This is a genomic window from Aquimarina macrocephali, assembly GCF_051627225.1.
In the GTDB taxonomy this organism is placed as follows: Bacteria; Bacteroidota; Bacteroidia; order Flavobacteriales; family Flavobacteriaceae; genus Aquimarina; species Aquimarina macrocephali.
The window spans coordinates 5133284-5159619 of the sequence record NZ_CP151795.1; the positions used below are offsets into that span (position 1 = coordinate 5133284).

Genomic DNA, 26336 nt, shown 5'->3' on the forward strand with positions numbered 1-26336 from the left:
GATATTCTAAAAAGAGTACATAAATATTATTGTAATAGAATTAAAATCTTTTAATACGAAATAAAAAAGATTAATATTCTTATTTTATTATCTAATTTAGAATATTAACCTGATACATGTAATTTTGAGCAAATTATTAAGCCTATTATGAAATTACATACTACAGAACAACAGCAACTTGAAGAATTATATTATAGTATCAAAAGTACAACACAAAACTTTTTAGGATACCCAGTTTCAAAAGATTTCGATTATTCAGAATTAATGCCATTTCTTCAGTTTCCTTTAAATAATTTAGGAGATCCATTTAGCGAATCTACATATCGTGTAGATTCGAGAGCTATGGAACGTGAAGTTGTAAATTTCTTTGCAGGGTTATTTAGAGCTCATGAAAATGATATTTGGGGATATGTAACCAATGGTGGCTCTGAAGGAAATCTATACAGTCTTTATGTAGCGAGAGAGTTATATCCAAAAGGAATGGTTTATTTTTCTGAAGCTACACATTATAGTATTCAAAAAAATGTAACCCTACTCAATATCAATCATGTAATTGTAAAATCACTTCCAAACGGTGAGATGGATTATAACGATTTAAAAGAAGCTATTGGCTACAACAGACATAGGCCAGCAATAGTAGTTGCAAATATTGGTACTACAATGACTGAAGCTAAAGACAATACCAAAAAAATTAAAGGAATTTTGAAAGATATGGCTATAGAGAAACATTACATTCATGCAGATGCTGCTTTGGCAGGTGGTTTTGCTCCGTTCGTTACTCCACGGCCTCAATTTGATTTTGAGGATGGTATAGATAGCATCTCAATCAGTGGACATAAGTTTATAGGGTCTCCAATGCCATCGGGTGTAGTTATTGTAAAAAAAGATAATAGAGATCGAATTGCAAGAAGAATAGCATACATAGGTAGTTCTGATGCTACTATAACCGGATCAAGAAATGGACATACTCCGTTATTTTTATGGTATGCGATAAAAAAATTAGGAATCGAAGGGTTCAAAAAACGTACAGAACATAGTTTGGCTGTGGCTTCTTACACAGAAAGTAAACTAAAAAACCTTGGAATTGAAGCCTGGAGAAACCCCAATGCCATTACTATAATTTTCCCTGCTCCTAGCCCTAAAATTATAAATAAATGGCAATTAGCAACAGAAAATGGGCAATCTCATATCATTTGCATGCCCAATGTATCTTATGAGCAAATTGATAACTTTATAGCAGATATGGAAGTTGAAATGTGCGCTATCTAATATAAAATTGAATCATGTGATTATAACATAATAGAATGGGGTATTACAAATTGTAATGATTATTTCATAAATAAACATACGATTTTATGGTATTTTCGTCAATGAATTTGTGTAAAAGTATGTTGTCATTTCTTATATAGAATATCCCATTCACTATTTAATATAATTCAACAATACTTTCCTATATTAAAATGATTTATCATTGCAAGTACCACCGCCATATGCGGTGGTATTCTGTTTTTATATTATTTTTGCGCCAATTAAAAAATACAGCTTTAAAATTTTTCTTTGATTAGAATAGCTAACATGAAATAGCAAAATAGAATGTATACATTATGAATAAGTTGCAGCATATAGAAAATGAACTTTTTGATTTAAGAGCACAATTACAAAATCACAAGCTCTATAAAAATTTAGATCATATTAATGATATAAAAATATTTATGGAAAACCATGTTTTTGCAGTTTGGGATTTCATGTCTTTATTAAAAGCAATACAGGTTAAATTAACTAACACCACTACTCCTTGGACCCCAAGGAAAAACCCTGTATTATCAAGATTTATAAATGAAATAGTACATGCAGAAGAAAGTGATATTAATGAATTAGGAGAACCCAAAAGTCATTTTGAAATGTATTTAGATGCCATGAAACAGATAAAAGCTGATACGTCCAAAATTGATTCGTTAATTGATTTAATTGAATCCGGAAATGATGTTAATGACGCATTAAGCCAATTACATATTGATCAACACGTAATAGGTTTTGTTAAGTTTTCTTTCGAAATTATAGAAACAGGAGAACCTCATCGTATTGCATCTGCATTCACTTTTGGTAGAGAGGATGTAATTCCTGATATGTTTATTGAAATATTGAAGAAATCCGACTCAGAAAATAAACTATATAACAAACTAACATACTACCTAGAAAGACATATCGAACTTGATGGTGATGAACATGGGCCGCTTTCATTAGAAATGATTTCTCAATTATGTGGAAATGATTCAAAAAAGTGGGAAGAAGCTTTGCAAGTCGCCAAGAGATCATTAATTCAAAGAATTAGGTTATGGGATTGCATTTCTGATTTAATCAAAAATAAAAAGCTTATACACAGTACCTAAAACAATAAAACAAAAGTCTTACATTTAAATATAAGGCTTTTGTTTTTCTATATTGATTACGGTCTTAAAGAATCATTTTTATGATAAAAAACACACTATTCATTCAATAACCGTTGAAACTCTTCAAGATAAAGACCAATATGGTATCCATCCATAAGTCCATGATGTACATTAATAGCAATTGGTAAACTTAATCTACCGTTTTCTTTGGTATATCTTCCAAAAGAAATTTTAGGAACACTATCCTTAAACTGAAAATGCCTAGCATGTGTAAGTCCAGTAAAATTATACCAGGGAATAGATGAATAATGAATAGTATCTATACGCTTGGCATTATCTGTATGTCGTAATCCTGTACTTTTTTTAACAGCTTCAATTTCTTGTTGCGCTTTATTACAAAACATATCAAAATCATCATCATACTCCATAAATGAAAATCCAAATGTATGATCTTCTCTACCTATAGTTGGTGATGCATGAATTTTATCATATACAAACACTCGATTATCCTCTATACGATATCTAAATGCTTCAATTGCATTTGCAGCATGAAGGGATTTGTATAAATAAAACAAAAAATAAGGATACCCCAGATCTTCTATTTTTTGGTATCCTAATGTAAAATCTACAGTTGTTGTTATTCCAAAAAATGGTTCATCAAAACTACCAAAAAAGTCAAAATGTTCTTTTCTGTTCCAAGTAGTAAGATCTAGTTTTGTTTTCATTTTTATAATATTTGCAATAACTCGCTAGCCTTTGCAAAACTTCTAAAATTTGGGTGATCAATTTTATCATCGACCATTTCATGTACCCAGGTAGTATGAAACGGAATATGAAATGCATGTGCTCCAATATTTAAAACCGGTAGGACATCAGATTTTAAAGAGTTACCTACCATTAAAAATTCATCTTCGGTAATATCCAGATGTTTTACTAGTTTTTTATATTGTTTTTCTGTTTTATCAGAAACAATTTCAATGTGATGAAAATAATTTTCCAGTCCTGATTTTATGAGTTTTCGTTCCTGGTCTAACAAATCTCCTTTAGTTGCCATTACAAGGCGATACTTCTTAGATAACTGATCTAATGTTTTATCAATTCCATCAATCAGTTCTATGGGTTCCCGAAGCATTTCTTTTCCTTTTTCTATCAGCTTTTGCACCAAATCAATCGTCATATTTCCATTAGAAATTTTTATAGCTGCTTCTATTAACGAAAGTGTAAAAGGTTTTATCCCATAACCATATAATGGCAGGTTTTGCATTTCAACATCAAAAAGTAATTTATTTGCTTCTTCTTTGGATAAATACTCTTCTAATAAAGTACAAAACTCATCCTCTGCTTTTCTAAAAAAAGTCTCATTTACCCAGAGTGTATCGTCTGCATCAAAAGCTATTACTTTGATCTTTTTTAAAGGCATGCTACTATCTTACCAATTTTTTATACTTAATACGTTTTGGCATTAAATCACCACCTAAACGTTTCTTTTTATTCTCTTCGTAATCAGAGAAACTTCCTTCGAAGAAATATACTTGCGAATCTCCTTCAAAAGCCAAAATATGAGTACAAACTCTATCCAAAAACCAACGGTCGTGAGAAATTACAACGGCGCATCCGGCAAAGTTCTCCAACCCTTCTTCCAGTGCTCTTAATGTATTGACATCAAGATCATTAGTAGGCTCATCTAAAAGTAATACATTACCTTCTTCTTTTAAGGTCATTGCCAGGTGCAATCGGTTACGTTCACCTCCAGAAAGAGCAGATACCATTTTGTTTTGTTCGCTTCCGCTAAAATTAAAACGACTCAGATATGCTCTGGAATTCACTTGCCTTCCTCCCATTGTGACTAGCTCTTGTTCATCACTAAAGTTTTGCCAAATCGTCTTATCGGGATCGATATTACTATGACTTTGATCTACATAAGCGATCTTAGCAGTGTCCCCAACAGCAAAGCTACCTTTATCTGGTTGCTCTTCTCCCATTATCATTTTAAATATAGTGGTCTTACCAGCTCCGTTTGGACCAATAATACCAACAATACCTGCCTGAGGAAGATTAAAATTTAAATCTTCATACAACAACTTATCATCAAAAGCCTTACTTACTCCTGTAGCTTCGATTACATTAGTTCCTAATCTAGGACCATTCGGGATATAAATTTCAAGCTTTTCATCCACTTGTTTTTGATCCTGACTAAGCAATTTATCATAGTTACTTAAACGTGCTTTTTGTTTTGCCTGACGGCCTTTTGGAGCCATACGAACCCATTCTAACTCTCGTTCTAAAGTCTTTTGACGTTTAGAAGCTTGTTTTTGTTCTTGTGCTAGTCGTTTCGATTTTTGATCTAACCATGAAGAATAATTTCCTTTCCAGGGGATACCCTCTCCTCTATCAAGTTCTAATATCCATCCTGCAGCATTATCCAAAAAGTACCTGTCGTGAGTTACAGCAATCACAGTACCTTTATATTGTTGTAGGTGGTGCTCTAACCAATGAACTGACTCTGCATCTAAGTGGTTAGTAGGTTCATCTAATAATAAAACATCTGGTTCTTGTAATAAGAGACGACAAAGAGCTACCCTTCTACGTTCACCACCAGACAGTACTCCAATTTTCTTATCAGATTCTGGAGTACGAAGTGCATCCATAGCTATTTCTAGCTTGGTATCCAGCTCCCATGCATTACTGGCATCAATCTGATCCTGCAGGTTAGCTTGTTTATCCATAAGTTCCTGCATTTTATCAGGATTCTCATAGACCTCTGGTAAACCAAACATATCATTGATCTTATTATACTCGTCTAAAATGGCAACAGTTTCTGCCACTCCTTCCTTTACTACTTCTAATACAGTTTTTTCAGGATCCAGTTTTGGTTCTTGTTCTAACAAACCAACTGTATATCCAGGAGCAAATACAACATCGCCCTGATAGTTTTTATCTATTCCTGCTATAATCTTAAGTAAAGTAGATTTTCCAGAACCATTAAGTCCCAGGATACCTATTTTAGCTCCATAAAAAAAGCTGAGATATATGTTTTTGAGAACCGGAGTATTTGCACTTTTGTACGTTTTACTCACTCCGGACATCGAAAAGATTACTTTTTTATCGTCTGACATAAGCCCTTAATTGTTATTTTTGATTGTATAGTTATAAGAGTTAAACTCTTCCTTTTAATGCATTAAAAACCCAGGCAATTGCAAAAAAGCCTACTCCAACAGCCGCAAAACCATATCCCGATACATCTCTATATCTAAAAGCTCCTAATGCAATAAGTGCTAAACCAACTATTATCATTATAAAAGTTGCCCAAGCCAACACTGTATTTTTATTCATTCCCATAAATTATTTTTTTAGTTTAGTACGGTTACTCATGTTTTTATATATAAGCAAGTGCAAATATCGGTATTTTATCGTCAAAACACAGGTTTTTATAGAGTTGTTAAGACAAAAAAACAGTTTACCTATTGTGCTACAGCAAATTAAGAATTTACTTTTGTTCAAAAACAGATCTTCAAGGGTTGAGTATCAACTATAAAACATGATTCATAGTATTATCAATAACACATATCATCATTTTCTGATTCTAAATGATGATACTACATTGATACAAACAAACGTTGTTACCAAATTATTTGACTGCCACCCAATTCAATCATGAAACAATGGAATCTCTAATTATAGATTTAGCAACACCCCCATTAAACCATTAAAAAACAACAGATTAAACAATTTAAAAAACATTATTTTAAAAACGAAATAATAGCACAGTTTAAATTGACTTTCTATCATTCATAAAATCTACGTTTTTTGTATTTTCGTGCAAACAATACACACAATACACGCAATGGATATAAACTTCAACAAAAACGAAGATCACAATAAACTTTTAGTATCAGAATTACGACAGCGACTGGCTAAAGTAAAATTAGGAGGAGGCGAAAAACGTATCGAAAAACTGCATGCCAAAGGCAAAATGACCGCAAGAGAAAGAATCGATTATTTATTGGACAAAGATTCTAAATCAATAGAAATTGGCGCTTTTGCAGGAGAGGATATGTATCAAGATCATGGAGGATGTCCTAGTGGTGGTGTAGTTGTTAAGATTGGGTATGTAAGTGGAAAACAATGTATTGTTGTTGCAAATGATGCAACAGTAAAAGCTGGTGCCTGGTTTCCTATTACAGGAAAGAAAAATTTAAGAGCTCAGGAATTATCTATTGAAAACAAATTACCAATCATCTATCTTGTAGATAGCGCGGGAGTATATTTACCAATGCAAGATGAAATCTTTCCTGATAAAGAACATTTCGGGAGAATATTTCGTAATAATGCGGTAATGAGTAGTATGGGAATCGTTCAAATTTCTGCTGTTATGGGAAGTTGCGTTGCTGGAGGTGCATATCTACCTATCATGAGTGATGAAGCATTGATTGTAGATAAAACAGGTAGTATATTTCTTGCCGGAAGTTATTTGGTAAAGGCAGCTATCGGAGAAAGTATTGATAATGAAACTCTGGGTGGTGCTACCACTCATTGTGAAATTTCTGGAGTAACTGATTATAAATCTAAAGATGATGCAGATGCTCTAAATACCATTAAAAATATAATGTCAAAAATTGGGGATTTTGAAAAAGCTGGTTTTAATCGTAGCAAACCTGTTTCTCCAAAAGAAAATCAGGATGATATCTATGGTATCTTACCAAAAGCCAGAAATGAACAGTATGACATGATGGAAATCATCAATCGACTAGTAGATGATTCTGATTTTGAAGAATACAAAGCCGGATATGGACAAACTATTCTAACTGGGTATGCGCGTATCGATGGCTGGGCTGTAGGTATTGTAGCAAATCAACGTAAAATTGTAAAGACTAAGAAAGGAGAAATGCAATTTGGAGGAGTCATCTATTCTGACTCGGCAGATAAAGCAACACGGTTTATTGCCAATTGTAATCAAAAGAAAATACCATTGGTATTTCTACAGGATGTAACTGGATTTATGGTGGGTAGCAAAAGTGAACATGGTGGTATCATTAAAGATGGTGCAAAAATGGTAAATGCCGTAAGTAACAGTGTAGTGCCAAAATTCACAATCGTAATTGGTAATTCTTATGGTGCTGGTAATTATGCAATGTGCGGTAAAGCATATGATCCAAGATTAATTGCTGCGTGGCCAAGTGCCGAATTAGCAGTAATGGGAGGTTCGCAGGCAGCAAAAGTATTATTACAAATAGAAACTGCTTCTTTAAAAAAGAAAGGGGAACAATTATCTGAAGAAGATGAGAAAGCTTTGTTTAATAAAATAAAAGCGAGATATGACAGACAGACTTCTCCATATTATGCTGCTGCACGTATCTGGACAGATGCCATTATCGATCCACTAGATACCAGAAAATGGGTTTCTATGGGTATAGAAGCTGCAGATCATTCTCCAATCGAAAAGAAATTTAATTTAGGAATAATTCAGGTATAAAATTAAAATATCATCTCGCATCTAATAATCATTTTATAGATTAACAAAGTAAACCCTAATTATTAAGTAATTAGGGTTTACTTATTGATGAAATTTGTATTCAGTATCTTTATTCATCTATTTACAGACAATAAAACTCATTCATTATGAAAGTATATGTCAACACCTTATATCCAATATTGATACTGAGTTTTATTTTTCTATCAAGTTGCCAAACTGTTAAAAAAGTTTCTTTTGAAACCCCAGTAGACACTACTACTAAAAAAATTAATTTTCAAGCTAAGCAAACCTATGAATTAAAAGATACAGGTGTATATGCTAGTAATGAATTTGATGGAGCTCGCCTTAATGGGTTTAGACAAATAAACGACAGTACCGCTGCTGTAATTATAAGCCCAGAAAATACTCCTATCAACAAAAGTGCTTATTATGCTTTTAAAACATGGGCAAATACATCCAAATATTTTTATTTTAAATTTCAATATACAGAAGGGCATAAACACAGGTATTTTCCTCGGCTAAAAGTAAATGGTCGGTGGAGAAGTATAGATTCAACTAATGTATATGAAATTGGAGAAAGTACTACGATTAAAGTAAAATTAGAAAAGACTCCTCTAGTAATAGCTTCACAAGAAATACAATCATCTAATGATGTTAAAAACTGGTATACAACATTAATCAAAGGAAAAGAGAGTTATGTAAATCTTAGTATTTTTGGAACTTCAAAATTGGGCAGAAACTTACCTGTTTTAGACATCTATAAAGGTAAGCCTGAAAACAGAGATCTTATCGTTTTACTAACCCGTCAGCATCCTCCTGAAGTTACCGGTTATTTTGCCTTTCAGCACTTTGTACAAACCATATTAGATGATTCTGAGCTTTCTGATAAGTTTTTAAATAGATACCGGGTATTGGCTTTTCCAATTATGAATCCTGATGGTGTAGATCTGGGGCACTGGAGACATAATGCTGGTGGTGTTGATACTAATCGAGATTGGTCTGCATACCGACAGCTCGAAATTAGACAAACTGTACAATTTATTACCGAAACACTAAAAAACCATAATTCTAAATTAATTCTGGGCTTAGATTTTCATTCTACCTGGTATGATATATTTTATACAAATCAAATACGAAAAGGCACTACTCTCCCCCATTTTGTAGAAAATTGGTTTACTGCATTAGAAAATAATATCCCTGACTATGTTGTAAACGAAAAACCAGGAAACAGCAAGAAACCTGTTTCTAAAGGGTGGTTTCTATATGGGCATAATGCTACAGGTGTAACTTATGAAATAGGTGATGATACTCCAAGAGATAAAATAAAAGTGATCGGTACGGTTACTGCCGAACAAATGATGAGGATTTTGGTAAGTAAATGATTATTAAAGTTTAATAGGCATAATCATCTTTTTGTAACAACTGCATTTCATAGATATCATTCTCTATAGTAAAGCTACTTTTAGTCCCTCTATCAATAGATATCCATCGCTCATATGGTATATTTCTTAAATTTTTAGAACGGTTCCTATCGATTGCCATATCAACAAAATCGTTCTTATCATTAATTTCAGAACTCTTATAAATAGTTAGTTGTGGGTTTCCTAGATCTGAAGCTGTTATATTAAAACCATCTTCCTCTCTAATAAATTCTGAAACTAAATCTTTTAAAACAACTGATATTGACGGAATAGCAGAATCAAAAATCACCCAGCTAAACCTTTTGGTATCTGCTAAAACATTCTCACCATCACTATATGATGCCGCAAAATTAAAATAATCATAATCTCCTGTTACCGTTGCTTGATAATTTAGAAATGAATTATTTATTATAGAAACATTTAATGTTGACGGAACATATGCTTTTGGAATTTCATCAATACTATTATAAAAATTCCGAGTTGAAGTAATATTATTATCAAATACCGATGTTCCAAAAAATGAATACTTTTCAAAAATATTCTCTGGAACAAAAAACTCTTTTGATAATTCGCCTCCCGGAAACACCAAACTACTATCAAATCTAAAAAAAGTAGAATTTTCTGATGAATCAAAACCTGATAGAATACTGGTGAATCTTCTAAAAGCAGAATTTGACAGACCCAAATCCGGAAAATCAACCTTTATCAGTTTCGCTTTAGGTAAAGTATTATAGTCTAAAGTTACCAGTTCTCCATTACTTAATTCTTGTCTTGTATATCTAAGTTCCTCAAAACCAACTTTTGTGTTTTCTACATATGCGTATACGGTAGTCGCGCCAACCTGTTTAACTTTAACATCAAAATTAAGTTTATTATCTACAATTGGTAAATCAAATGTAGTAGAACTTCCAAAACTGGTATTTTGTGATGCATTCAAAAAATTAAAAGGAACATTATCAAATTTTAATTCCGCAGTACCCTCTGCTTTATCTTGATCAATGTCCAGGTCATAAAAATATGTTCGATTAGAAACATTCAAAAAAGTTTGAACATAATATTTTACAACATTTTCATATCTAAATTCTGGTTCGGTATCTGACTCAAGATACCTGAGCACAAAATGTAAATGATACGGCTTATTTGTATCATATTTTGCCATCAATTTAATTTCTGTATTTGTTTCAACATTATTTCTTGTCAAGATTGTACCATCTTCTCCAGTTATGATCACCTCTAAACTAAGATCTTTAATTTCTTCATTATACCTTATACTAAAATTACTCCCTCTAGAAATAGTTAATAACGTATTTTCTTTTTCGGTAACAATTTCTCCATTATCCGGTTCATCAACAACCACATCATTATCAGAATTACATCCAAATAATAAGGCACTCACAAATAAAAAAACAAATAATCGATTCATAAAACTCCGGCTAATTATAAACTATAAATATTAAAAAATCTAGTCTGCGAATATAGGAATTCAAAACTATATTGTGATAAAAATTATCGTTTTGGAATGGTTATCAATTCTGTTTGCCTGTCATTAACATATTTAAAACCAGAAGTTCCCCAAAAGCCTGCTTCTTCGAGCATAATACGGATATCTTTTTTCCATTCTGGGAGTGTTACTGTTGTATTTAATTCAATAGCATAAACCGTATTTTCATACAAGAGATAATCTCCTGTTCCCGGGACTCCGCCTTGTGCATCCCACATTCCTATTGTTGGACCTGCAGAATGCCCATACAACCCTAATGGATGTGTGTATATTGATGGCTTAAGTCCTTCGGCTTTTCCCTGTTCCAGGGATTTCAATAAAATCTCATTTCCGGTCTTACCGGTCTTAAAATTAGATGTAAAAATATCCTGTACTTTATTTCCGTCTGCAAAAGCCTTTGTTAAAAACCCTGGTGGTGATGTTTCTTCATTTTTTAGAATATAAGCATGTTGCTGGCAATCTGTATTTAACCGTAAATACGTAATCCCAAAATCACAATGAATTAAATCTCCCGGTCGAATCGTTTTATCTTTTGGTCGATCAGAAAAGGAAACAATATGGTTTTGTAATGCTTCTCCCGAACGTTGAATATCTACAGTAGGATGAAACCAGGTTTTTAACCCCATATCGGTTACCTTTTGTCTTAGCCACCATACTACATCATCTGTAGTAGTGGTTCCTGGTTGTATAACCGATGTACTAAATGCTTCTTCTATAATAGCATGAGTGATCTTTACCAACTCTTTATATATTTCCATTTCCTGCTTGGTACGTGTTTCTATCCACGCTATTGATAATTTCTCGGCCGAGGAAACCCTTGGTTTATATTCTTCTGGCAGCACCTTCATAAACTCATCATAATCTGTTTTTACGACACCATCCAAAATTCCAAAATCCTTAGAATAATTAATCCCAATTTTTTTAGGATCTCTTTTTGAAATGATATCCACTAGTGCTTTCCATTGATCTGGTTGTTTATCTTTATCCCATTCAGAATCAATATTTTTTCCCACATTGTATCGGGCTACAGCCAGTTTTTCTATTGTATTCTTGGCTTTATCTCTATAAAAAACCAAGATAGTTCTTCTTCTGGCGTTTAACCAGGTTGAAGGTAGCATTGTTTTAAGTACGGGATCTTCATTGTATTCTCTTGAAATCAATATCCACATATCAAACTCTGTACGATCCATTAATTGAGGCAAAAGATTATCGAATCGATCTTTTAAAACCATATCAATTGCTGCTGCTCTTTCTCTTTCTTTAAGGATTTGAGATTGAATTGTAGTACTTAGGAAAAGTAAAATTATAATAAAAAAGTTTTTCATTGTTATGATTAGTGTGAGGCAATTAATTATATAATTGAAATAAAAATATCACAAAAAAAGACACCTGCAAAACAATACAGATGTCTCTTTCTAACTTTAACAATACCTTTTGATTACCTTACAATCCCTGGTAGCTGTTCATGAGTCTTATAAACTCTGCTTTATATCCCTGATTGTCATTCTCTTTATTTGTTTCGGCTAAAGATATTATGTCTTTAATATTTTGGTTTTTAATATATTTTGAATCTCTTAATTTCATTCCAAACCAAGCGATTGAAGCTGCAAAATTAAAATCTTGTGAAGCGGATGTTTTGGAATCTGTATATAAAACATGAACCATTTCTATACTCTTTTTCTCTTGTGGTTTTTTATATCTAAACTTAACGGTTAATAACTCATCTCCATATTCTTTATTAATTGTTGAACTGGTATATTTTAGATCAGCAATTTCTTTGATATACTTGCTTTTTACTCCTACAGGAATTACCTCATACAGTGCAGTCACTGTATGCCCACTCCCCAGCTCTCCTGCATCTTTGGTATCATCTATAAAATCTTCATCTGTCAAAAGTCTATTTTCATACCCTATCAATCGATATGCCTGTACTTTACTAGGGTTAAACTCAACCTGAATCTTCACATCTTTAGCTATTGTATATAAAGTACCGCCGAATTCTTTTCCCAATACTCTTTGTGCTTCTTGCATGGTATCAATATATGCATGGTTACCATTACCAGTATCTGCCAATGTTTCTAACTTACTATCTTTATAGTTCCCCATCCCAAATCCTAAACATGTTAAAAATACATCGGATTTTCGTTTTTCTTCAATCATTTTTTTCATGTCTTTATCACTACTAATCCCTACATTAAAATCACCATCTGTAGCTAGAATAACCCTATTATTGCCATTTTTTATAAAATTGTCTTTGGCTATTTTATATGCCAGTCTTATTCCTTCTCCTCCTGCTGTTGATCCTCCCGCCTCAAGGTTTTGCAGCGCTTGGTTAATTTCATGCTTATTAGCGCCAGATGTTGGTTTAAGCACCATTCCTGCTGCTCCAGCATATACTACAATAGAAACTTTGTCTTTTTCCCGTAATTGATTCACCAAAAGTTTAAAAGCTTTCTTAAGTAGTGGTAGCTTGTTACTGTTACTCATTGATCCTGATACATCAATTAGGAACACAAGATTCGACGCAGGAATTTCATGCTGAGGAATCTCTTTTCCTTTTAATCCAATCTTAACCAATTGCGTCTTTGTATTCCAAGGAGTTGAGGCATATTCGGTATGAATTGCAAAAGGATGTTCGTCTTTGGGTTGTTCGTATTGATAATTAAAATAATTGATCATTTCTTCTATTTTAACAGCATCGGCAGGAACTTTAACTCCTGTATTAATCATTCTTCGAATATTACTATAAGATGCTTTATCTACATCAATAGAGAAGGTAGAAAGAGGAGACATCTGAACTCTTTTAAAATCATTCTCAACAATTTCTCTATATGACTCATCATTTTGTACTTTATAATTACCAGAATGTGTTGTAATTACAATACACCCATGTTTAGCCTTAGCTCCATAAACCGAAGCTCCTTTTTTATTTTTAAGCACTTCTATCTTTGCAATTTTTGAAGGATCTATTGCTTTTACCACGGCTATATCTTTATTATCAATAGGAACTCCATCTACCACATACAACGGTTGCTTTGTACCTGAAACCGAACTTACTCCTCTGATTTTTAATGCATTACCTGTATTAAAAACTTGTACTCCCGACGATTTGTTCATACGTCTTTGCTTATGTTTTCTTCCTCTCCTTCTTGGTCTATTACTGGATACAGCATAACTCATCGATTTTCTTACTCTATTTGACCCATATGCGGTGACTATAACTTCTTCTAATTCTGCCGAAGAAGGAATCAATTTAATATGCATAAAAGCAGAGGTAGCAGTTACTTTTTCTTCTGCGGTTTCGAATCCCACATAAGAAAACAGTAGTGTATCTCCAATATTCGCCATAATAGAGTAATTACCGTCAAAATCTGTTTGCGTACCGTTAGCATCACCTTTTACTAAGATATTAACCCCTGGTAATGGTAGACTTTGGTCATCGGTTACTTTTCCTGTAATTTTTATCTGTTGCGCATTCGTAATTCCTATGGTAAGAAAAACAAACAAAATATTATATAATAGTCTCATAGTTGATAGTTTTTAATTATGAACTAAAACTATGTGTTCTTATAAGCGATAACAATCAAAAATGAGTGAAGTAGTCTTTTTATTGAGTAAAAAGGAAATATTGGTTTTATGTTTCCATAAAATGCAACAGTGAAGAGTTTACGATTTGAATTTATTGATAAATACAAATCAAATTTTAATTAGAAAAGAATTACATTTTAAAATTCATGGCCATCTCTACAGTCTGTTTTCTTTGTACTTTTCCATTTTCTGTTCCTATAAATTGAGGTAGAAAATAAATCTCTTTCGGGATTTCGTATTTGTTTAAGGTATTTAGATTTTGTATCCCTTCCTGCAGTGTTAGATATGCAATCTTATCATACTCATGTTCTATGAGTAAGATTACTTTATCACCTAGTGTATCATCAGGGATGCTGGTAACAAAAAAACGATGTCCGATCAATAGTTGTAATTTTATTTCTATCTCTTCTGGATACAGCTTCACCCCGCCACTATTAATTACATTATCATGACGCCCTTTCCACAAAAACTTTTTATATGTTTTCAGTTCTACTACGTCATTGGTAATAATTGTTTCTTCATTTAGCTGTGGAGCCTTAATAATCAAACAATTTCTTGTATCAGTACTTAATGTGATATTAGGTAACGCTTTAAAATAGCGAGCATCTTTTTTATCTTTTTTCTTTGGATTTATTCTTCTTGCAGCAATATGAGAAACTGTTTCTGTCATACCATAGGTTTCAAATATTTTAGTTTTAAAACCCTGAACCAATTCTTTTAAATTTTCTGAAACAGGACCACCACCGACTATTAGTTTTTTAATTAAATGGAGTCTATTAAGAGAGTTATCTAATTGCAAGGGTACCATTGCACAAAAGTCATATTGCTTATATACAGTATCCAAAGGATTTGTTCTTGGAGGTATCAAATCTATCTTCCACCCCAATACCATAGCTCTTACAAGCATCATTTTTCCAGCAATATAATTTGCAGGAAGGCATAGCAGTGCGGTAGTTCCTTCTTCAGATTTAAAAAATTTTCCGGTTGCTATTGCACTATTGATCATGTGCTGTTTATAAACTTTTATTTTTTTTGGTTTTCCCGTAGAACCAGAAGTTTGCACAACAATATGATCTTTTTCATTTAACCAATCCAACAAAAAACTTCCTGCTTCCTGTTCATAAACCTCACCTTCTTTAATAAAACTATACGCCAAAGACTTTAGTCTTTCCTTATCAAAAGAACTTTTATTTATTGAGAAGCTTTGATGTATTTCGGGTATAGAAAATGTACTCTTAGTTTGCATATTCAAATTTCAATTTTCTAACATACTCATAAGTTATCAATATGTAAAGAGTGTGTTATCTTTTTGTTAGTTATTCTAAAATTCTATCAGATGCTATGTTTCCAAATAGTTTATCTTTCCACCCTGTCCATTTATATTTCTTAGCTAATATGAACAGATAAATAGGATATAATATAATAACTGGAAGTACAATATCAATACCAGCTGAAGGTTCTGATATATCTAAAAATATTGCATTAGTCTGAAAAGCACTCCAGTCTGTTGTAACTAACATTGCAGCCATTATATTATTTGCCGCATGAAAGCCTAGGGCCAATTCCATACCATCGTCCATTAGGGTCATAATACCTAATAAAAGACCAGTCCCTATATAAAATACCATCATAACATAGCCTAGTTTCTCGACTTCTGGATTTAAACCATGAAGTAATCCAAACGTTACAGAAGTTATGATAAGTGGTAACCATTTATTCTTAGCTAAAACACCTATACCTTGCATTAAATATCCTCTAAACAAATACTCTTCAAAACTGGTTTGTAACGGCAACAAGAGTAAAGAAATTAAAGCCAGGATTAAAAACGGAATCATTTCAAAATTAAGCTTATAAATTTCTGGTTCTGTATAATAGCTAATTGCAAAAAACACAAGATTTATAGATGAAACAAGAAAGAATGTAAACCAAATACGTTTCCAATCAATCTTTTTTCTTGTTGTAGTCAATTCTCTAATTTTTTGTTTGTGAAGAAACTTAGCAGCTATAAATAACCCCAATAATCCAGATATAAAACTTATAATCACTAAGGTTAGAAATAGATTAGAATTCATATCTAACGAGGTAAAGTTAGATTCTGCAGCAACCATCAACGTTTGTAAATCACCAGTATTTATAAATGCCCCTATGAATAAAGGGATAATACCAATAAATTGCCAAAAAATAAAAATGATTACTAATCCGATTAAATATCTCCACCAATCATGTTTTATTTTAAGTGCTTGTGCTATATACATATAATCTTAATTTAAATAATTTACGTTCCAGTTTATGTTATTATAATATTTCAAAGTTCCTTGACTAACCACTAATGGTGAATCAAAGTTATTCGTATACAATCCTCCTGTTCCCAAACCTTGGGGCATTTTGCTATTTAAGGTATATGTATACTGTGCAATAGCGTTTAACCCTATGTTGCTCTCTAGTGCGCTGGTAATCCACCACCCTATCCCGTAAGATTCTGCAATATCAATCCATTCTTTGGTTCCCTTAAAACCTCCTACCAAGCTTGGTTTAAGAATAATATATTGTGGTTGTATAGTTTGTAGCAATTTTTTCTTTTCCGTTACATCAAAAACACCTATTAATTCTTCATCTAGCGCTATAGGTAATTGAGTTTCTTTACATAACCTTGCCATTTCTATATGCTGTCCCTGTCGTATAGGTTGTTCTATACTATGCAAATTATAAACAGAAAGGCGTTTTAATTTATCTAAGGCTTCTTCTGGTTTAAAAGCTCCATTAGCATCTACTCTTAATTCAATGCTATCTGAAGAAAAATGAGATCGTATATAGGACAACAAATTTAGTTCTGTTTCAAAATCAATAGCACCAATTTTCATTTTTATACAATCGAACCCATCATCTAATTTTGAGGTAATTTGTTGCCTCATATATTCTTTATCTCCCATCCATATGAGTCCATTAATAGAAATTCGTTCCTCTCCATTAGTAAATGCCGAAGGAAATAATAAAAAGGGAGAATCGCTTTCTAAAGATCTAAAAGCTATCTCTACTCCAAACTGAATACTTGGAAACTCTATAAGTTCTTCCCAAAGTTTATCTACTCCTAAATGAATATTCTCACAGGTCCACCTTAATTTATCCTCATAATCTGGTCGGTCATCTATACTTAATGTTCTTAGAATTCCGCATTCACCTATCCCTTTCTTTGTTCCATCAGAAATCACGATAAACCAGGTTTCTTTGGTTTTTAGAATCCCTCTCGAAGTACCGCTTGGCCTTTTAAACTGAAGGGTATACTTATAATAACTGGCGTCCATTATAATACGATGCTTTCCCCTATACCTAACAGCATAAGGTCTTTGTTTTTTTCAAAAAACTTTTGCTTGGCTTCATCATGATCAATTTCGATATACCCAAAAGTATCATAATGTACACCTAATATTTTATTACATTCAACAAAATCACTTGCGATAATAGCATCATCCACTCCCATTGTAAAATTATCTCCTATAGGTAAAATAGCAAGATCTAAAGTATTTCTTAATGGAATTAATTTCATGTCCATTGTTAATGCTGTATCTCCAGCAATGTAAATAGTTTTATGTTCTCCTTCAATAATAAATCCTCCTGGTTGCCCTCCATAAGTTCCATCGGCAAAGCTACTGGTATGAATTGCATTTACATATTTTACTTTTCCAAATTCAAAACTCCAGGCCCCTCCATGATTCATAGGGTGCACTTCTATACCCAGATTCTGGTAATATGTAGCAATTTCATAATTCGAGACAATCGTAGCAGTATTTCTTTTAGCTATAGCTTCTGCATCAAGAACATGATCTTGATGTGCATGAGTAAGCAGTATATAATCTGCTTTAATTGTACTCATATCAATTTTATCCTTAGATAATGGATTACCCGAAATAAATGGATCTATAAGAATATTCGTTTCATTGATTTCAATTAATAAAGTATTATGGCCGTAAAAGGTGATTTTCATGTGTGAAAAATTTAAACTTATTATACTATAAATAGATCCTGAGATACAATAGAATATCACAAGGAACTACTATAAATCATCTGTAATTACAGAGTTCGACTAAATTATAAAATCTGCCCCAGACTAAATAAAATAGACAGTAAAAATGTTGTTAAAGCTATTTTTTTAAGCTCGGGATCCAGTAGTTCTGAATCACTGGTTTTGGCTACCTTTCTTATATGAATGAGTAAAGGTATATAAGCAATCAGAAACAAAAAGTTTATGGGAGTTTTATACGTAGCATATAGATACACTAACATTGATAGCATAGCAATAATTAGCAAAGTAAAATGATATGTTCTCGCTCGATTAATTCCTAGTTTTACAACAAGTGTATTTTTACCTGCTTTTTTATCACTATAGTAATCTCTCATATTATTAAGATTTAATACTGTGGCACTTAATAATCCAATAGTGATAGCGGGTAAAAAAACAAGTATATTAAGTTTTTTTGCGAACAAAAAGTAGCATCCAACGACACTAACTAATCCAAAAAAGATAAATACAAAAAGATCTCCTAAGCCTCTATAGCCATATGCAGAACTGCCCATAGTATATTTAATAGCGGCAGCTATAGCAGTAAGTCCTAGTATGAAAAAGAATACAGAATAGAAAAAGTTTTCTTTTCCGAAAGAAACATAAATTAAAGCAATGGCAACTCCTAACGTGATTAATGCTGTAAACACTATTCCTCTATACATTTCTTTTTTAGAAATGGCTCCACTTTGCAAAGCTCTTTGTGGCCCTACTCTATCCTCATTATCAGTACCTTTTACCCCATCACCATAATCATTAGCAAAATTGGACAAAATTTGTAGTCCTAATGTAGTAGCAATAGCCAGCCAAAAGATGTTTGTTTCTAAAAAATTTATATAACCTAAAGCCGATCCAACAACTATTCCTGAAACCGATAGCGGTAAAGTTCTTAATCTAGCTGCAGAGATCCATGCTTTGAATTTGGTCATTTTTATAATTTTGACTCCAAAGGAACATTATTTTTATAGAAAAATAAAAATTAATTACATCAATTCTCTACCTTATGGATTTGCAAAAATGCATAACAAATTATAATATCTCTTATTTTTATGAATTTAGTAATTCATCTTCCTCTAATTTTTATGAGACTTTTTATAGCTTAGCATTTTAAAATCCCAAAATACTATGTTCAAATTTATAAAAACCATTGTTTTTTTACTCTTATGCCTAATGATCGGATGTAAAAATGAGTCAAAAAAAGATGGTATTGATCAATCAAAAATCATCAAACCCAATATTAATAAAGTAAAAAAAAATGAAAAGCCTTCCTTTGTTTGGGAAGGGTCCAATATATATTTTTTGTTAACCGACAGGTTTAAAAATGGAAATACTACGAATGATAAAGTTTTAGAACGAACCAAAAAAACTGGGAAACTTAGAGGTTTTGAAGGTGGCGATATTAAAGGGATTACTCAAAAAATAGAAGATGGATATTTTAGAGATCTTGGGATTAATGTGATTTGGTTCAGTCCTGTTGTTGAACAGATACACGGAAGTGTAGATGAAGGTACTGGAAATACATATGCGTTTCATGGATATTGGACAAAGGATTGGACAAAAATTGATCCTAATTTTGGGACTTATAAAGAACTGAAACAATTAGTAGAAACTGCCCATAAAAATGATATCCGAATTCTAATGGATGTTGTAATGAACCATACTGGCCCTGTTACCGAGCAAGACCCTGTTTGGCCAGATAGCTGGGTACGAACCTCTCCACAATGCACTTATAAAAATTATGAAAGCACTATAAATTGCACTCTGGTAAAAAATCTTCCTGATATAAAAACAGAGAATAATGAAAATGTAGAATTACCCGAAGCATTAATAAATAAATGGAAGGCAGAGGGGCGATTAGAAATAGAACTTGCAGAAATAGATATTTTCTTTACTAAAACAAGATTAAAAAGATCTCCTAAAAATTACATTATCAAATGGTTAACCGATTATGTTAGAGAATTAGGGATAGATGGATATCGAGTAGATACTGTAAAACATATTAGAGAAGATGCTTGGAGTACCCTGGCCGAGCAAGCTAAGTTAGCCTTCTTAGAATGGAAATCAAAAAACCCAGATAAACTGCTGGATAATAATGAGTTCTTTATATTAGGTGAATTATATGGTTATGGAATCGATGGTAAGCGATATTATGATTTTGGAGACCGAAAAGTAGATTATTTTGCTCATGGGTTTGATAACATGATCAATTTTCAATTTAAACATGATGCTAATCAGCTTGATTATGAAAAATTGTTCAGTAAATACAGTAAAACTTTATATACAAATTTAATTGGTAAAGGGATAACCAATTATATAAGTTCTCATGATGATGGTAAACCTTTTGACAGTAAAAGAAATAAAACCTATGAATCTGCCACCAAACTGCTACTAACTCCCGGGATATCACAAATATATTATGGAGATGAAATAGCAAGACCCCTTATCATCGATGAAACTAAAGGAGATGCTACTCTTAGATCTAACATGAATTGGGATGCAATCAACAATGAGGATACCAAAGCATTATTAAGACATTGGCAAAAACTAGGGGTTTTTAGAAAAGATCATCCTGCTGTAGGAGCAGGTAAACACAAAATGATATCTCAAAAACCCTATGTGTTTTCAAGAAAGTATCATAAAAATGGAATATCAGACAAGGTAGTAATAGGATTAGGTCTTCCTATGGGAGAAAAAGTAATTAAAATTAATTCGGTTTTCCCAGAGGGAACCATTTTGGTTGATAAGTACTCGGGTAAAGAAATTACAATCTCTAATGATTCGGTAGCAGTCGATTCTGAATATGAAATTGTTCTATTAGCTATTAAAAAGTAAATTAATAATAAGAATTCTTTTTAATCATAGATTGTCATCATATGACTATGAATCTTGTTTTATTTTTTTTCTAACATTCAAAAATAATACATCTCAATACCAAGCTGTATATAGCGATATATACATATACCTTATGTTTTCATAGAAATTTAAAGTAAAAACTAGACCCTATATCAGGTAATAATTTAGTAATTTATTGAAGTACGTAATACCCCTTGAAGAACTTACCTCCTTAGGATAAGGAGGTAAGTGTTGGGGAAAACAAAAAAAGTAAGGGAAAAATTGTAATTGGAATACATGTCAAAGATAAAGAGGTTTAGTGCATATACGGTTACGGTTTTACCTCAAACTTTAGCCGGAATAGTAGTATGGATTGAAGATAAAGCATTTAACTATTTGAAAAACAAGCATTTAACACAAAACAACCTTGTGTGTTAAATTATACTAAATAAAAAAAACAAATATATACGTAAATAAATACCCCAAATTGATTTCTAATAATTCAAGAAAAATCTAAATTTGCAATCATTAGTAGTTAATCATCTTTATAATATTACCCATTTGGAAAATAAAAAAGCAATCAAGTTAATCGATAAAATTCTGGTAGACCTGGAAAAAACAGGTATCAACACAGATGCACTAATTGGAGACCTTAAAGAATTAAGGACTTATGCTTTAGAAGAGCAAATACCACTAGTAGTAAAAGTTCTTAGGTTTACTTATGAACATATAGAAGAGAATAATTCTTTTCTCATACCAATTCCGGATGATGAACCTATAGATGAGGATACCGAAATAACAAATAATGAAGGAACCAAAGACCCAGTAGAGAGTCTTAAATATTTGGTATCACTTACAAAAAGTCTTAAAAACAGAACAAATATATCAGATTTAAAAGAGTATAGAGATGCTCTTATGGAGTATTAAATGGTAAATTCTAAATGAACCATTTTCTTTATCCTTTTAAAAAATCATAGATTTTTATAGAAGCGCTATATCTTTTATGTAAGGATAGCGCTTCTCTTTTTAATATAATTAGTCATTTTTAAGGACGTTATCAATCGTAGTAAGGTACTCTTCAAATTTTATTAAGTCGTTATGCGATCCCTTTGGTATTGTAATCATTCTTTTATTTAAAGCTGAAATACTATTAAATAATAGCTCCCCCGATGCATAAGGAACTACTCTATCGTCGGTTCCATGATAAATAGTGATATCACAAACTACATTTTGTATAAACTTATTAGACGGAATTTTATATCGTAATAACTTGTTTGTTGGAAAATAGGGCAACCAGTTTTCTGCTATATCATTCATATTGTAATAAGGTGTTTCTAATATTAAATGACCAGGTTGATTGTCTGAAGCGACTTTTACTGCAATTCCGGTACCAATGGATCTTCCATAAATAGTTATTTGATCTTTGGGGTACAATTCTAAAACATAGTTATAAAACAACTGAGCGTCCTCATATAATTTTTGTTCACTGATTTTTCCTGTACTTTTTCCATATCCTCGATAATCCATTACGATGATATCATATTTTTTTTTGGCAAAGAACATTGCTATTTCTCCCCAACGTTTCAAACTTCCTTTATTACCATGAAAATACAAAATCACCCCTTTAGGATCTTCATTGACAAAGCGAATAGCATTAAGACGACTGTTATCATTAGTTTTTATAAAAAACTCTTCAAAGGGATGCTTAAATTGAAAAACAAAATCATCAGAAAGCTTTTCTGGTTGAAAAATAATTTTTTCTTGAAAAAAGTAAAGTAACATCATAGCAATACTATAGAGTGATATACTCCACAATAGTATTTTTTTAAGCCTGCGCATTTGCTTTTTTTGAAGAGTGCACAACACCAATACTTGTATTAGAAAGGTTTATCTTTCTCATTTTAGAATTGATAATTTCTTCAAGCATCTTATGATAAGATTCGAAATTATTTAAATTTTTATGCCCTCCTCCTATCACAGTATACAATCGAGTAAGCTTTGGTCGAATTTTTGATAATTTAATACTTGATTTAAAAGGAATTAATTTATCGTGAGTGCCGTGTATAATATGAATAGGGCAATTTACATACTTAAGCCATTTATAGGTTGGTATAGGATACCTCATTATTAAAGAAATCGGCATAAAAGGTATAAACTTTGCAGCAACCTTATTTAGACTATAATATGGAGCATCCAATATCAACATTTTTGGATTATTAATAGAGGCAAGTTTTGTAGCAAATCCAGATCCCATTGAACGGCCATATAGAATAATATACTCTTCCTTTACTTTATCTTTAATCTTATTGTAGACAAACTGAAGATCTCTTTTTATTGCTTTAAAAGAACGTCTGCCCGTACTTTTACCAAACCCTCTATAATCCAACATAAATACGTCATATCCATGTCTTGTAAAGTCCACAGCAAATTTCCCCCAACCTTTTATACTTTTAGAGTTTCCTTTAAGATATAGAACAACGCCCTTTGGGTTCTCTACTTTAAAATGAAGACCATTAAGTATAGCTCCATCTCTTGTTTCCAGATTATACTCTTCTACAACCTGATTGTTATAATGAAATTCAAAATCCTTATCTAACTTCTCTGGTTTAAAAATAAAGTACTCCTGCAAATAATACAAGGTTATACTTACAACAATATACACTGCAAGAACACCAATTGCTATATATCCCCAATATGACATCCAATTATTCTTTTTTTGTAAGTATCTAATTTACAAAAAATTAAATTGAAGTATAAAAAAATCCTGCCAAAGCAGGATTTTAAACACACATTATTTGTTAAAGTTTATCGTCGTGCATCATAAATTCTGAATCGGACCCCTACTCGCGCATAAATATCAAAGAATTTACTATTAGTATCTGTAAGATTATCTACAAAATCGTTCATTACTCCTACTTCTGCCATAACATCGAACATCTCTCCTATCATTTGAGAAAAACCAGCTCCGTACACGCCACCTATAATCAAACTCTCATAGGCATCATCTTCTAATTCTACACCGTTTATTTCAAATTTTGTATTTACTCTAAAAGAAGGTCCAACATTAATAAAGCCACGAAAACGATCTTTACCATCACCAGTTAAGTATCTAAATTTTGGGTTAAACCCAACCTGTAGTGTTTCTGCATCACCTGTTCCTTCTATTTCGCTGGTACGTTGCAAAAGGTCTAAAGAAAAAACAATACTTGTTCTCGCTCTAACTCCCATTACATAACCATATCCGGCATTAACAAAAAAACCAGTTCCACCTGTAGTTTCGGTGTTATCAAGGTTTAGTTTAGAAAAAGTAGCTCCGGCAGAAACTTCCCAGCGATATTGTCCATAAGAAACAACAGAAAGCGTTGTAAAAAGAATAAAAAAGATTGTTTTTTTCATGATTTCGTTTTTAGATTTGAGGTTGTAGTAGAGCGAAAATACTAAAAATTAAAAAATGACCATAAAAAAACCTGCCATATGACAGGTTTTTTTATGGTCTATATTGAGATAATACCTTCTATTTATGCATAAAACCTTGTTTTTGCAATAAAAATTCTTCAGTTTCTACTATATCTTCATCAGGAATACAGCAATCTACAGGGCATACAGCCGCACATTGTGGTTCTTCATGAAACCCTTTACATTCTGTACATTTATCGGGAACTATATAATATACCTCGTCACTTACAGGCTCTTGTGCTTCATCAGCATTTACATTTTTACCTCCAGGAAGAACTACATCTCCTTCTAAATCTGTACCGTCAGAATATCTCCAATCATCAGCTCCTTCATAAATTGCAGTATTTGGGCATTCTGGCTCACAAGCACCACAGTTTATACATTCATCTGTTATTATAATTGCCATAGCTCTTTTTTATTCTAAATTTGCAGCACAAAAATAGCTCGTAAACTAGTGATAAACAAATAAGAGATGTTATTAAATGACCGTATCAAAGCTTTTTCTCAATTAGGAAAGTTTCTTAACCAATTCAAATCTACTGGTTATGAGAAAGTTAATACCCTTCATCGCAATGATGAATTTTTTGATGAAATGATTCATAAAACTACTACTGCAGTACATCATAATGGATGGTTTACAGAAGAAAATGTACTTTTTTCCCTACAGCAATGGAGTAATGCTCTTACCGAGAACAATTTAAAAGATTGGTTATCTCATTACTCATTAGAAAAAATAGAGCCAAAAACTGTTGGTATTATTATGGCAGGAAATATACCATTAGTAGGGTTTCATGATTTTCTTTCTGTACTAATTACAGGACATCATGTTTTGGTAAAACAATCCTCTAATGATAATCAGCTATTACCTTTTTTAGCTTCATACCTAATAGCAATAGAGCCTCGGTTTGAAGCATCTATCAAATTTACTTCAGAAAAATTTAAAGGTTTTGATGCAGTAATTGCAACAGGAAGTAACAATACTTCTCGATATTTTGAATATTATTTTGGTAAAGTTCCTAATATTATACGTAAAAACAGAAATTCTGTTGCAATTTTAACAGGAAATGAGACTAAAGAACAACTCGAAGTACTCGGCAATGATATTTTTAGATATTATGGATTAGGATGCAGGAGTGTATCAAAACTAATGGTCCCAAAAGGGTATGATTTTGATTCTTTTTTTAAAGCCATATATCCATATCATGATATCATCAATAGTGCAAAGTATGCTAACAATTATGATTACAATAAAGCAGTTTATCTTATGAGTAATTACAAATTGTTTGAAAATGGTTTTTTAATGCTCAAAGAGGATGAAAGTTATGCTTCTCCAATTGCAACATTATTTTATGAAACCTATGACTCTAAAGACCAGTTAAGTAAAAAAATACAAAATGACAGTGAAAAAATTCAATGTATTGTAGGTTCTGATTTTTCTCCAGAATGTATTGAATTTGGAGAAACTCAAAATCCTCAACTTTCAGATTATGCAGATGGTATAGATATTATTGAATTTTTGACAAAAATTAATTGAATAATTTATCATTTTGACAATGCTTTTGTATCATATTATTAGCACCTTTGTGGTGTTTTTTCTAACTCTCTTTTTTGAGTAAAA

General features: G+C 32.0%; 23 protein-coding genes. 7 read left to right on the top strand and 16 right to left on the bottom strand.

Annotated elements, in window-relative coordinates:
* Nucleotides 1-147 precede the first annotated feature (147 nt).
* Complete coding sequence (locus tag AAFU52_RS22745; RefSeq protein WP_035090976.1) at nucleotides 148-1269, top strand: histidine decarboxylase; 1122 nt, start codon at nucleotides 148-150, stop codon at nucleotides 1267-1269.
* A gap of 335 nt (nucleotides 1270-1604) precedes the next feature.
* Nucleotides 1605-2390 (top strand): DUF3050 domain-containing protein, encoded by a 786-nt coding sequence (locus tag AAFU52_RS22750; protein ID WP_438423665.1) that lies wholly within the window; start codon nucleotides 1605-1607, stop codon nucleotides 2388-2390.
* A 95-nt stretch (nucleotides 2391-2485) separates the two neighbouring features.
* On the opposite strand, the gene AAFU52_RS22755 is transcribed toward AAFU52_RS22750, so the two are convergent.
* Genes AAFU52_RS22755 through AAFU52_RS22770 form a run of 4 tightly spaced genes read right to left on the bottom strand, consistent with a single transcriptional unit; the run spans nucleotide 2486 to nucleotide 5729 of the window.
* A complete protein-coding gene (locus AAFU52_RS22755; RefSeq protein ID WP_438423666.1) occupies nucleotides 2486-3115 on the bottom strand; it encodes a CatA-like O-acetyltransferase in 630 nt (209 codons plus the stop codon).
* A 2-nt stretch (nucleotides 3116-3117) separates the two neighbouring features.
* Nucleotides 3118-3810 (bottom strand): HAD family hydrolase, encoded by a 693-nt coding sequence (locus tag AAFU52_RS22760; RefSeq protein WP_024769435.1) that lies wholly within the window; start codon nucleotides 3808-3810, stop codon nucleotides 3118-3120.
* 4 nt (nucleotides 3811-3814) lie between these two features.
* Nucleotides 3815-5506, bottom strand: coding sequence for an energy-dependent translational throttle protein EttA (gene ettA / locus AAFU52_RS22765; protein ID WP_024769436.1), 1692 nt, complete (start codon nucleotides 5504-5506; stop codon nucleotides 3815-3817).
* Nucleotides 5507-5546: 40 nt separating this feature from the next.
* The gene (locus AAFU52_RS22770; protein ID WP_034238511.1) at nucleotides 5547-5729 is read right to left on the bottom strand and encodes a CAL67264 family membrane protein; all 183 of its coding nucleotides are present in this window, start codon (nucleotides 5727-5729) and stop codon (nucleotides 5547-5549) included.
* Nucleotides 5730-6234: 505 nt separating this feature from the next.
* Here AAFU52_RS22770 and AAFU52_RS22775 point away from each other — a divergent pair.
* A complete protein-coding gene (locus tag AAFU52_RS22775) occupies nucleotides 6235-7863 on the top strand; it encodes an acyl-CoA carboxylase subunit beta (protein WP_024769437.1) in 1629 nt (542 codons plus the stop codon).
* Between the two features lie 146 nt (nucleotides 7864-8009).
* Nucleotides 8010-9245, top strand: coding sequence for a M14 family metallopeptidase (locus AAFU52_RS22780; protein ID WP_438423667.1), 1236 nt, complete (start codon nucleotides 8010-8012; stop codon nucleotides 9243-9245).
* Nucleotides 9246-9255: 10 nt separating this feature from the next.
* Here the strand turns inward: AAFU52_RS22780 and AAFU52_RS22785 are convergent, their stop codons facing one another.
* The 8 genes from AAFU52_RS22785 to menA form a co-directional block, all read right to left on the bottom strand.
* On the bottom strand, nucleotides 9256-10707 hold the full coding sequence (locus AAFU52_RS22785) for a hypothetical protein (RefSeq protein WP_438423668.1): 1452 nt from the start codon (nucleotides 10705-10707) through the stop codon (nucleotides 9256-9258).
* Between the two features lie 83 nt (nucleotides 10708-10790).
* Nucleotides 10791-12110: a M24 family metallopeptidase gene (locus AAFU52_RS22790; RefSeq protein WP_438423669.1), complete on the bottom strand. Its 1320-nt coding sequence runs from the start codon at nucleotides 12108-12110 to the stop codon at nucleotides 10791-10793.
* Nucleotides 12111-12228: 118 nt separating this feature from the next.
* Nucleotides 12229-14313: a YfbK domain-containing protein gene (locus tag AAFU52_RS22795; RefSeq protein WP_438423670.1), complete on the bottom strand. Its 2085-nt coding sequence runs from the start codon at nucleotides 14311-14313 to the stop codon at nucleotides 12229-12231.
* Between the two features lie 190 nt (nucleotides 14314-14503).
* On the bottom strand, nucleotides 14504-15619 hold the full coding sequence (locus AAFU52_RS22800; protein WP_024769441.1) for an AMP-binding protein: 1116 nt from the start codon (nucleotides 15617-15619) through the stop codon (nucleotides 14504-14506).
* Nucleotides 15620-15689: 70 nt separating this feature from the next.
* Nucleotides 15690-16628, bottom strand: a complete 939-nt coding sequence (locus AAFU52_RS22805; protein WP_024769442.1) for a CPBP family intramembrane glutamic endopeptidase — start codon at nucleotides 16626-16628, stop codon at nucleotides 15690-15692.
* A gap of 6 nt (nucleotides 16629-16634) precedes the next feature.
* On the bottom strand, nucleotides 16635-17675 hold the full coding sequence (locus AAFU52_RS22810; RefSeq protein ID WP_438423671.1) for an o-succinylbenzoate synthase: 1041 nt from the start codon (nucleotides 17673-17675) through the stop codon (nucleotides 16635-16637).
* The gene (locus AAFU52_RS22815; protein ID WP_024769444.1) at nucleotides 17675-18355 is read right to left on the bottom strand and encodes a metal-dependent hydrolase; all 681 of its coding nucleotides are present in this window, start codon (nucleotides 18353-18355) and stop codon (nucleotides 17675-17677) included. Before AAFU52_RS22815 ends, AAFU52_RS22810 begins: the two co-directional genes overlap by 1 nt.
* Before the next feature lie 104 nt (nucleotides 18356-18459).
* Complete coding sequence (gene menA / locus AAFU52_RS22820) at nucleotides 18460-19359, bottom strand: 1,4-dihydroxy-2-naphthoate octaprenyltransferase (protein ID WP_438423672.1); 900 nt, start codon at nucleotides 19357-19359, stop codon at nucleotides 18460-18462.
* Between the two features lie 196 nt (nucleotides 19360-19555).
* On the opposite strand from menA, the gene AAFU52_RS22825 reads away from it, so the two are divergent.
* Together AAFU52_RS22825 and AAFU52_RS22830 are read left to right on the top strand one after the other, a co-directional pair.
* Entirely contained in the window at nucleotides 19556-21262 is a 1707-nt protein-coding gene (locus AAFU52_RS22825) for an alpha-amylase family glycosyl hydrolase (protein ID WP_438423673.1), read from the top strand.
* Nucleotides 21263-21823: 561 nt separating this feature from the next.
* Nucleotides 21824-22189: a hypothetical protein gene (locus AAFU52_RS22830; protein WP_024769447.1), complete on the top strand. Its 366-nt coding sequence runs from the start codon at nucleotides 21824-21826 to the stop codon at nucleotides 22187-22189.
* Between the two features lie 108 nt (nucleotides 22190-22297).
* Here AAFU52_RS22830 and AAFU52_RS22835 read toward each other — a convergent pair whose 3' ends face one another.
* The 4 genes from AAFU52_RS22835 to AAFU52_RS22850 form a co-directional block, all read right to left on the bottom strand.
* Nucleotides 22298-23101 carry an alpha/beta hydrolase gene (locus AAFU52_RS22835; protein ID WP_438423674.1) on the bottom strand — a complete coding sequence of 268 codons (804 nt, stop codon included), beginning with the start codon at nucleotides 23099-23101 and terminating at the stop codon, nucleotides 22298-22300.
* Nucleotides 23088-23963 carry an alpha/beta hydrolase gene (locus tag AAFU52_RS22840; protein WP_024769449.1) on the bottom strand — a complete coding sequence of 292 codons (876 nt, stop codon included), beginning with the start codon at nucleotides 23961-23963 and terminating at the stop codon, nucleotides 23088-23090. The genes AAFU52_RS22835 and AAFU52_RS22840 overlap by 14 nt, the downstream gene beginning before the upstream one ends.
* Before the next feature lie 104 nt (nucleotides 23964-24067).
* Nucleotides 24068-24658, bottom strand: a complete 591-nt coding sequence (locus AAFU52_RS22845) for an outer membrane beta-barrel protein (protein ID WP_024769450.1) — start codon at nucleotides 24656-24658, stop codon at nucleotides 24068-24070.
* 118 nt (nucleotides 24659-24776) lie between these two features.
* Complete coding sequence (locus AAFU52_RS22850) at nucleotides 24777-25124, bottom strand: 4Fe-4S dicluster domain-containing protein (protein ID WP_024769451.1); 348 nt, start codon at nucleotides 25122-25124, stop codon at nucleotides 24777-24779.
* Between the two features lie 66 nt (nucleotides 25125-25190).
* Here AAFU52_RS22850 and AAFU52_RS22855 point away from each other — a divergent pair, with 66 nt between their 5' ends.
* Nucleotides 25191-26252, top strand: a complete 1062-nt coding sequence (locus AAFU52_RS22855) for an acyl-CoA reductase (protein WP_024769452.1) — start codon at nucleotides 25191-25193, stop codon at nucleotides 26250-26252.
* Nucleotides 26253-26336 lie beyond the last annotated feature (84 nt).

Excerpts from the sequence above, each read along its gene's own strand:
- AAFU52_RS22745 (WP_035090976.1), top strand. The coding sequence starts at position 148 with ATGAAATTACATACTACAGAACAACAGCAACTTGAAGAATTATATTAT.
- AAFU52_RS22750 (WP_438423665.1), top strand. The coding sequence starts at position 1,605 with ATGAATAAGTTGCAGCATATAGAAAATGAACTTTTTGATTTAAGAGCA.
- AAFU52_RS22755 (WP_438423666.1), bottom strand. The coding sequence starts at position 3,115 with ATGAAAACAAAACTAGATCTTACTACTTGGAACAGAAAAGAACATTTT.
- AAFU52_RS22760 (WP_024769435.1), bottom strand. The coding sequence starts at position 3,810 with ATGCCTTTAAAAAAGATCAAAGTAATAGCTTTTGATGCAGACGATACA.
- ettA (WP_024769436.1), bottom strand. The coding sequence starts at position 5,506 with ATGTCAGACGATAAAAAAGTAATCTTTTCGATGTCCGGAGTGAGTAAA.
- AAFU52_RS22770 (WP_034238511.1), bottom strand. The coding sequence starts at position 5,729 with ATGGGAATGAATAAAAATACAGTGTTGGCTTGGGCAACTTTTATAATG.
- AAFU52_RS22775 (WP_024769437.1), top strand. The coding sequence starts at position 6,235 with ATGGATATAAACTTCAACAAAAACGAAGATCACAATAAACTTTTAGTA.
- AAFU52_RS22780 (WP_438423667.1), top strand. The coding sequence starts at position 8,010 with ATGAAAGTATATGTCAACACCTTATATCCAATATTGATACTGAGTTTT.
- AAFU52_RS22785 (WP_438423668.1), bottom strand. The coding sequence starts at position 10,707 with ATGAATCGATTATTTGTTTTTTTATTTGTGAGTGCCTTATTATTTGGA.
- AAFU52_RS22790 (WP_438423669.1), bottom strand. The coding sequence starts at position 12,110 with ATGAAAAACTTTTTTATTATAATTTTACTTTTCCTAAGTACTACAATT.
- AAFU52_RS22795 (WP_438423670.1), bottom strand. The coding sequence starts at position 14,313 with ATGAGACTATTATATAATATTTTGTTTGTTTTTCTTACCATAGGAATT.
- AAFU52_RS22800 (WP_024769441.1), bottom strand. The coding sequence starts at position 15,619 with ATGCAAACTAAGAGTACATTTTCTATACCCGAAATACATCAAAGCTTC.
- AAFU52_RS22805 (WP_024769442.1), bottom strand. The coding sequence starts at position 16,628 with ATGTATATAGCACAAGCACTTAAAATAAAACATGATTGGTGGAGATAT.
- AAFU52_RS22810 (WP_438423671.1), bottom strand. The coding sequence starts at position 17,675 with ATGGACGCCAGTTATTATAAGTATACCCTTCAGTTTAAAAGGCCAAGC.
- AAFU52_RS22815 (WP_024769444.1), bottom strand. The coding sequence starts at position 18,355 with ATGAAAATCACCTTTTACGGCCATAATACTTTATTAATTGAAATCAAT.
- menA (WP_438423672.1), bottom strand. The coding sequence starts at position 19,359 with ATGACCAAATTCAAAGCATGGATCTCTGCAGCTAGATTAAGAACTTTA.
- AAFU52_RS22825 (WP_438423673.1), top strand. The coding sequence starts at position 19,556 with ATGTTCAAATTTATAAAAACCATTGTTTTTTTACTCTTATGCCTAATG.
- AAFU52_RS22835 (WP_438423674.1), bottom strand. The coding sequence starts at position 23,101 with ATGCGCAGGCTTAAAAAAATACTATTGTGGAGTATATCACTCTATAGT.
- AAFU52_RS22840 (WP_024769449.1), bottom strand. The coding sequence starts at position 23,963 with ATGTCATATTGGGGATATATAGCAATTGGTGTTCTTGCAGTGTATATT.
- AAFU52_RS22845 (WP_024769450.1), bottom strand. The coding sequence starts at position 24,658 with ATGAAAAAAACAATCTTTTTTATTCTTTTTACAACGCTTTCTGTTGTT.
- AAFU52_RS22850 (WP_024769451.1), bottom strand. The coding sequence starts at position 25,124 with ATGGCAATTATAATAACAGATGAATGTATAAACTGTGGTGCTTGTGAG.
- AAFU52_RS22855 (WP_024769452.1), top strand. The coding sequence starts at position 25,191 with ATGTTATTAAATGACCGTATCAAAGCTTTTTCTCAATTAGGAAAGTTT.